The 7,252-nt window shown below is 53.1% G+C and carries 13 protein-coding genes; 12 read left to right on the top strand and 1 reads right to left on the bottom strand.

Translation table 11 applies throughout. The features are described from left to right. Positions 1 to 202 precede the first annotated feature (202 nt). From PACILC2_RS15625 to PACILC2_RS15600, 6 genes are read left to right on the top strand one after another with little or no spacing between them, the layout of a single operon-like run. The gene (locus PACILC2_RS15625; RefSeq protein WP_213529383.1) at positions 203 to 565 is read left to right on the top strand and encodes a BC1872 family protein; all 363 of its coding nucleotides are present in this window, start codon (positions 203 to 205) and stop codon (positions 563 to 565) included. Further along, complete coding sequence (locus PACILC2_RS15620) at positions 558 to 1,004, top strand: MreC domain-containing protein (RefSeq protein ID WP_213529382.1); 447 nt, start codon at positions 558 to 560, stop codon at positions 1,002 to 1,004. The genes PACILC2_RS15625 and PACILC2_RS15620 overlap by 8 nt, the downstream gene beginning before the upstream one ends. A 14-nt stretch (positions 1,005 to 1,018) precedes the next feature. Then, complete coding sequence (locus tag PACILC2_RS15615) at positions 1,019 to 1,561, top strand: hypothetical protein (protein WP_213529381.1); 543 nt, start codon at positions 1,019 to 1,021, stop codon at positions 1,559 to 1,561. After that, positions 1,548 to 1,862, top strand: a complete 315-nt coding sequence (locus tag PACILC2_RS15610; RefSeq protein ID WP_213529380.1) for a hypothetical protein — start codon at positions 1,548 to 1,550, stop codon at positions 1,860 to 1,862. The genes PACILC2_RS15615 and PACILC2_RS15610 overlap by 14 nt, the downstream gene beginning before the upstream one ends. After that, positions 1,849 to 2,226, top strand: coding sequence for a hypothetical protein (locus PACILC2_RS15605; protein WP_213529379.1), 378 nt, complete (start codon positions 1,849 to 1,851; stop codon positions 2,224 to 2,226). Before PACILC2_RS15610 ends, PACILC2_RS15605 begins: the two co-directional genes overlap by 14 nt. 5 nt (positions 2,227 to 2,231) lie before the next feature. After that, entirely contained in the window at positions 2,232 to 2,558 is a 327-nt protein-coding gene (locus PACILC2_RS15600; protein WP_213529378.1) for a hypothetical protein, read from the top strand. A gap of 31 nt (positions 2,559 to 2,589) precedes the next feature. Here the strand turns inward: PACILC2_RS15600 and PACILC2_RS15595 are convergent, their stop codons facing one another. After that, positions 2,590 to 2,814, bottom strand: a complete 225-nt coding sequence (locus tag PACILC2_RS15595; protein ID WP_213529377.1) for a helix-turn-helix domain-containing protein — start codon at positions 2,812 to 2,814, stop codon at positions 2,590 to 2,592. 343 nt (positions 2,815 to 3,157) lie between these two features. On the opposite strand from PACILC2_RS15595, the gene PACILC2_RS15590 reads away from it, so the two are divergent. From PACILC2_RS15590 to PACILC2_RS15565, 6 genes are all read left to right on the top strand, one after another. Beyond that, positions 3,158 to 3,511: a hypothetical protein gene (locus PACILC2_RS15590; protein WP_213529376.1), complete on the top strand. Its 354-nt coding sequence runs from the start codon at positions 3,158 to 3,160 to the stop codon at positions 3,509 to 3,511. After that, complete coding sequence (locus PACILC2_RS15585; protein ID WP_213529375.1) at positions 3,508 to 3,681, top strand: hypothetical protein; 174 nt, start codon at positions 3,508 to 3,510, stop codon at positions 3,679 to 3,681. Before PACILC2_RS15590 ends, PACILC2_RS15585 begins: the two co-directional genes overlap by 4 nt. Before the next feature lie 189 nt (positions 3,682 to 3,870). Continuing rightward, positions 3,871 to 4,071 carry a hypothetical protein gene (locus tag PACILC2_RS15580; protein ID WP_213529374.1) on the top strand — a complete coding sequence of 67 codons (201 nt, stop codon included), beginning with the start codon at positions 3,871 to 3,873 and terminating at the stop codon, positions 4,069 to 4,071. A gap of 130 nt (positions 4,072 to 4,201) precedes the next feature. Then, positions 4,202 to 4,978 carry an ATP-binding protein gene (locus PACILC2_RS15575; RefSeq protein ID WP_213529373.1) on the top strand — a complete coding sequence of 259 codons (777 nt, stop codon included), beginning with the start codon at positions 4,202 to 4,204 and terminating at the stop codon, positions 4,976 to 4,978. A 174-nt stretch (positions 4,979 to 5,152) separates the two neighbouring features. Continuing rightward, positions 5,153 to 6,337 (top strand): DnaB-like helicase C-terminal domain-containing protein, encoded by a 1,185-nt coding sequence (locus tag PACILC2_RS15570; RefSeq protein WP_244863549.1) that lies wholly within the window; start codon positions 5,153 to 5,155, stop codon positions 6,335 to 6,337. After that, positions 6,337 to 7,252 (top strand): toprim domain-containing protein (locus tag PACILC2_RS15565; RefSeq protein WP_213529372.1); only part of this gene is annotated, 916 nt, incomplete at its 3' end. The genes PACILC2_RS15570 and PACILC2_RS15565, both read left to right, overlap by 1 nt.

The following is a 7,252-nucleotide window of genomic DNA, read 5'->3' as shown; positions in this document are numbered from 1 at the left end:
CCGACATGTAAAGGAACTGGCAAAGTCGCCGGACTGGAGGAACCGAAGGATGAATGAAAAAGAGGCCCTTTGGTGGATGCTCGAATGTCCGAAAACTGACCCATGCTATTGTAAAGAAGAGTGCATGTATCTACGGCAAAAATCGCGGGAACAGGAGGAACCGAACCATGACTGAACAATTGACTCGTGAAAAGTATTGTCGATGCCCGCCGGTAGAGATTTAGATGCGCTGGTGGCTGAAAAAGTAATGGGATGGGATATTCATTCCAAGTACACTGGGAAATTCAATCCCGGACATGACTTAGAATGCAACTATACAACTCACGAATCGCTCGTTGTGAGAAGGGTCCCTGAATTCTCAGCCGATATATCAGCAGCTTTAGAAGTTGCAATACATCTGCAAAAGCAAGGCTACTACGTTTGCATTGATCTGAAAGCATGCGAAGAAACGTCGGTAGGTGTATATGAAGAAAACCCGGCGGAGCAAATCGCATATGCAAAAGCGCAGACACCATCCGAAGCCATATGTAAAGCTGCTCTACTGGCGGTGATGGACCGTGACTGACCGAGAAAAGAAGATAGCGGAGATACGGCTTGAGGAAATACCGAAGCCTGATCCAGTTAGTTCGATAAGTCAATATGCAAAACAATTTGGAGGCACCCTAACAGGAGAAGCATTCCAAGACTTGTTTGACGTAATCGACCGCGAACGCGAGGAAAAGCGGAAACTGCGGGAGGAACTCGAAACGCTAAAGCGTCTAAATCGCAACATGCGGGAAGATGTGGATGATGCTTATCAGCAACTTCGTGAGGAACGAAAACAACTCCAATCCGCACAGCAAGACAGGGAAAAGCTGATCGAGGGGTTGCGGTGGTATGCAGACGAGGAGAATCAAAAACTCGACGAAAGCACGCGGCACTGGGAGAATGTTTACTCGCCTTATGAAATGGACGGAGGCCAACGCGCCCGCGAAATCCTCAAAGAAATTGGAGTAATTGAATAAAGGAGGCGTCGTAAATGGGTAATCACATCTGTAAGGAATCGTTACTCGATTATCTCTACGAACAAATCGCGAACTGCCGCTATGGATTTTACGATCTCGACGAAAGTTTAACGCGTGCCTTCGAAATGGTTGCGCAAGAAGTAGAACGCGGGCGATTTGACGTTGAGAACGTGATGAGCGTTCCGATTGACCGCGCTTGGCAGGACATGTTTTGCGAGCATCTTTTCGAAATGGGATTTAACTGTTACGGAAATCCCATCGACGACAAAGACGAAACGCTGCGGTCACTCGAACGAAACGTCGAAGGCAGCGAAGGGGGAACGTTTTATTGTTACGAAAACGACACGTTCCGTATTATGCCGTACTATTGGGGCGATGACGAAGAAATCAGCGAAATGCCGAATTTCGTATATAAGCCGACCGGCTACCGTCTGAAATGGTATAAGTACGCACTACGCGACAGCTACGCGAACCAGGACGTCACATACGTACAACTTGACGAAATGTTGCGTAAATGCCGCGAATCGCTGGGGGTGTCCGCTAATGACGAAAGTTAAATTGCCGCCGAAAGTTGCGGCCGCACTCGATAAGGTACGTGAGAAGCACAGAGATATCGATTATATCGCGTGGAAAATTCCGCAAGAGGATTGTATCTATACTGAGGCCGACCGTATCCTTTACGATTACGCAAGGAAAGCAAGCTTTATCGACCTCGTAAACGCGCTTCAATATGGTTACGAAGCGTGCGATCCGAAGGAAGCGAAAATCGCGGAAATCATCCGTTCGTTGCCGAACATGACGCCAGAAGAGATCGCGGCTCTAATCGTACGCGAGGTGATCGACCGTGCCGAAGCCTAAACGTAACACGGACGACTGGCGTAATCTCCCGTACGAATACTGGAACGTCCGGACGCTGCACGCTTATTTCGCGGACCGAAACCGCGAACTGTACGGAGTCGACCCGTATTTGCCGATGAGAAATTGGCGTTTTGAACAAGGCGTATTAAAACGCGCACTAACGGAATACGGGGCCGAAACACTGCACCGGGCGTTTGACGTAATATTCCGCGAATACCGACCGTCGCGTGATTACCCGTATTTGACCGCCGGCTTTGCGGTCGCGTACCGATTAAATGCGGTGTTGCCCCGGATTTTGGCGGAAAAAGAACGGAAGAATGACGCAGGGGAAACGGATTATAACGAATTGAAAGGGTGGCTGTGACGGTCATGTTCGGATTAATCCATTTACCGGACGGCGGCTTCGAATACGTCCGCAATTACGAAGACTTTGCGTCTTTGGTCCGGGAACGTCTCGGATTTGAAGCGGAAGAGATCGTGCGCGAGCTTATCCGGCAAGCGGACTATAACGCTGTCAAGGCGGATTCCGATTTACTGTCGTACGAAATGACGATGGAGGGCATGCGTGAAGGGTTCGTAGAGATTGACGATCGCGTCGCGGCGATCCGACGGGAGATGGCGAAGGGGCGCGTTAATAAACGTGAGGTGGCCTGGTTGCTTGACGTTATCGAGTCGCGGGTGGCTGAATATTTGTAGCGAGCGTGGGAATTCGGACAGGGCGCGTACATTACTTGTTGAACGTAGGATCGTCGGTGCGGCCGAGGAGGTAATCGGTGGATACGCCGAAATAGTCCGCGAGCATAACAATTTGTTTGCTGTCCAACGTGCTTTCGTCGGCCTCTATCCGCTGAACTTGACGAGTTGTCTTATGATTAAGAATTTCGGCCATTTCTCGTTGAGTCTTACCGGCTTTTTCGCGAAGTTCTTTAAACCGAGAGCCAAGTGTAGCCATAATAAAAACCTCCAAAAAAGTTGTTGACATGACTTAAAACTTCGTGTAGTATAAGGTTACGAAGTTTAAAGACGCGAAGCTAAGCGTCGGAATTCGTAGAAACATTATAACACAAACGCGCATCCCCGCGCAAACAGGCCGTCATCCTCTGGCCGCAAATCTTCGTAACATATTCGGACGCCCCATTGTCCGACCACGCAGCAAAAACCTCCGCACGATATGTCGCAGTTATGGCGTACCCCTTACGCTAGGCTGACGATAAAGGACCGATCCCCTAACGGTCCGTATCAGGCGCGAGGCGTTTTGCGTCTATAACGGCTAAAAACGAAAGGAGAACGAAACAATGACGATCATTACCAATCTTACACCGCACGAGGTCGTAATTTACAACGCGGAGGGTACGGACATTATCGCCAGCATCCCGGCATCCGGCGTAGTAGCGCGCGTCGCCCAAACGGCTAAACCGCAGTCACCCGTTAACGGAATCCCCGTCGTACTTACGGAATACGGCGAAGTCGACGGGCTGCCGCCGGAACAACCTGACGTCTATAATATCGTATCGATCGTCGTCGCGCAGGCACTAGCGGCAGCTGGCGTAAAACGTACGGACATTCTCGTACCGGACAGCGGCCCGGCGAGCGTTGTACGTGATCCGGATGGTAAAATTCTGGGCGTGCGGAGGTTGATGTGGATATGAAACGCGCAAGCTTAACGCAACTCCTCGAATTCGGCCGCGAGCTGAAACGTATTAAAGACGCCGGCCTAGCGGACCATATCGGCGGCTTCGGCGAATTTATCGCGCTGGTCGGACTGTCCCGTCAGCAGGCGGACCGTCTCGTTCGGCTGGCGGAGGTGGCCGCACGATGATTCGAATTGGCAGGCCGTTAGCGCATAATACGTTCGCTGTATACGTTAACGGGACGCAGCTTGTTGAAATTATTTACGCGAGATCACGACAACAGGCGTATGAGTGGGCGAGGCGGACGTATGGCGATGGCGCGTATATAATGATGAACGTTCAAGCGCGTGATATTACATTAGAGAGGTGATGACGCGATGAATACGGACTATCGCCACCATTTCGATCTGATACGTCTTAATCCGGTATTGTCTGACGATGCACAGCGGCAAGTCGCGCAGTGGTATTACGTTGTGTCCGTTCAATTAGCGCTATTACTGCGCGACCCGCTGCCCGAAATCCGCGCAATTGACGCGGCTTATCGCGAGGTGTTCAAACGTGAGCCTGTCGTTAATTGACTACGCCAACGCGCCGGCCCGTATCTTTCTGGACCTGGCCGATATTGCGGATATTCGCGGTAATCACCGTTTGCGTCGCGTGTGGCTCGCGAATTACTTACGATTAATTGACGGAGGGAGGGCGTGATGATTGACGTTTTCGAAACGCTGCTTGCTCGCTAAATACTGCGCGGCCGCCGACTCTGACGTATGCAACCGTACATGCGCGACGTTTATCGGAGTTAGCGGTCGGGAAAGGCGCGCAAATGTACCGCAGATGTATCGTATGCTGACGCTGGACAATTCGCCGGCCCGCGAAGGACAGCCGGAAATTTACGAGCTGCTTTCGGAATATGCCGCGACGTTTGCGCGCCAGTTTGACGACGACGCCGCGCCGATCAAGTCGTTATATCTGTATTCGCACGAGCCGGGCACCGGTAAGACGACGACGGCCGCTGCGGTCCTTAACGAATACATTGTCCGTCATTATATAGGCGCGATTAAACGGGGCCGCCAACCGGCCGAAGTCCCCGCGTACTTTCTCGATGTTAACGCGTGGCAATCGGACTTCAACGAGTTCAACCGGCCGCGTATACCGGATGAAATTGCGGAACCGGCTGCCGAACGTTACTATCGCGCACAAAAACGGGCAATGACCGCGCCTTTCGTCGTGCTTGACGATATCGGAGTCCGTGAGTGCAGCGAGGCGTTTCGCGCTGACTTGCATCGGATTATTAACGCGCGAGTCACTGCCGGATTGCCGACCGTGTATACGTCGAATATCCCGCTGTCCGAGATAAACGACGTATTTCGCGAAGTGCCGGCGCGACTGGCGGACCGAATGCGGGACTTATGCGCGGTGCTGACGTTTAAAGGCGGCTCAAAACGCGGACTACAACGAAGGGAGGGAACGGAAAATGAGCGTTGAAGAACCGCTTCTGTCGAAGATTATTGACGAGAACGACCCGTCGGTGCTGGACCGTTACGGAATATTGCGCGAACACTTTGCGTCAGAGCCAGCGCGTCAGATGTACGATTTTATCCGATCGTACAGCGCGCAAATGGCGGGGCCGCCCCGTCGTATGCCGTCGCGGTCGAGCGTGTGCCGGACTTTACGTACCTACCGCAAATTTCGGATTCGTTCGAGTATTTGGCGCGCAAGTTGAAGGAATCGTACGGAAAGCGTCAATTGAGCGAATTTTTCGCGGACGAAAAGGGCGAGATCGCCGCTAAATTTGCGGAAATCGGAAAGACGGCGACCATTGACGACTTTGTATCGTTATTGACTAAACGCCTGTCCGATATTAAAATGGGAACAGACGTTCGACGTGCGGTAGGAATTGACATCTCGCAGCACGCCGACAAGTTTCTCGCGGAATATCGGGCGCGCGCCGCCGGGCTGTCCGGTCGAGTATGGCGGTCAAAATTTCCGAGCGTCAACGAGGCGATTGGCGGGTACTTTTCGTCAAATATGTACGTTTTCTACGCGAGATCAGGGCGCGGCAAGTCCGTCATAACGATGGAAGAGGCGATCGAATTCGCGTGGCAGGGGGCGACCGTACTTGTCTACGCATTGGAAATGTCTTGGTTCGAGTGGATGGCGCGGGCATTTTCGTCCATCAGCGCGCGAGTCGGCGTTGGTATTAAGGCGGAAATTGACGGCGTTGATTACGATGCTGGTTTCGACGTTAATGCGCTACAAGGCGCACGCTTGACGCCGGAGTACGAAGCCGCGTTCGAACGGTTTGTTACGGGATTGAACGATATAATTCCCGGACGAATCATCCTCCGCGCTACAAACGACGCCGACTTTCTCGACCGCAGCCTTGACGCGCTAAAGGCCGACATAATCGAGACGGGAGCTGACGTTGTTATTATCGACCCGTTTTATTATCTCGACTATGAAAGCAATACGTCGAAAACGGCGGGCGGCGACGCGGCGGAAACATCCAAAAAATTACGGAGACTTACGGGTGCGCTCGATGTCCTGACGATTGCAATAACGCAAGCCGACGAAGACTCGAGCGAAAAAAGCGACGACGGAACTCGCGAACTAAGACCGCCGAAACGTGCCGAAGTGAAGAAGACGATGCAGCTGCTCGAAGATGGCGCGGCCTTGATCGGTATTGACACGTTAGCTCACGAAGGGCGCGGCGTAATCGATATCAGCAAAGGACGCAGCGGCGGCGAAGACGCACGCATTGAAATCGTTTACCTTCCGAAGTACGGCATTGTCCGTGAGCCGAACGCGGTGGACGAAGCGGCGAAGTTTACGGGGGTATTCTGATGCTTCCGGTCGACTTCCGTGCCGAACTCGAACAATTTACGTGGGTAAACGCGACATGGACCGACGAAAAATTGATCGCAGCCAGTCCGTTCCGCTACGAGCGGCACCCGTCATTCGCGGTCATCTTCGAACATGGCGGCTGGCGTGACTATGGCGCGGTTGATCCGGAATGGGCGAGCGGAAACTTCGTCAAATTGCTGGCGTTCCTGCGCGACGAAACGTACGAAGAAACGCGCGATTACTTGGCGGCCAAATACGGGGATATACCGGCCGATGGCGATGATATTACGCTTCGTCTTCCGAAACTAGGCGGGGCACGGCCGAAATTGCGACGAATTGACGCAGCGCTCTTGGGCCGTTACCTGTACCGACATCTGTATTTAGGCGGGCGCGGCATAAGCGAGGACGTACAGCGGCTGATGCGGATTGGCTACGACAGAGAGCGGCAGGCCGTTACGATTCCGTGGTTTAACGCGGACGGTACGCTCGGCAACGTCAAGTACCGAAGCGTCAACTCAAAGGCGTTTTGGTACGAAAGTGGGGCGCGGCCGATCCGTGAAATGCTGTACGGGATCGACATCGCCTATTCGCGCCGGATAAAGCGGGCGGCTATCGTCGAGGCCGAGATCGACGCGCTTACGTTGATGTCCGCGGGCATATTCGCGATCGCGACAGGCGGAACGGCGTTTAATGCGGCCAAGCGCGATTTATTGTTACGGTCGCCTATCGAAGAGGTAACGTTGTTTCGCGACAACGACAACGCAGGACGGACGTGGCGAAACCGTGTCGTGGCGGAGCTGCGCGGCAAGATTGACGTGTCAATTGCGTTAGTGCCGACGCGGTACAAGGACGTCAACGACTGGCGGCGACCGGATGAAATACGGAGGGCTTACGAAGGGAGACGGCGGCTAAAAA

This window comes from Paenibacillus cisolokensis, from assembly GCF_018403665.1.
GTDB classification, from domain to species: domain Bacteria; phylum Bacillota; class Bacilli; order Paenibacillales; family Paenibacillaceae; genus Paenibacillus_AH; species Paenibacillus_AH cisolokensis.
This window is presented reverse-complemented; position numbering and strand designations above follow the sequence as displayed.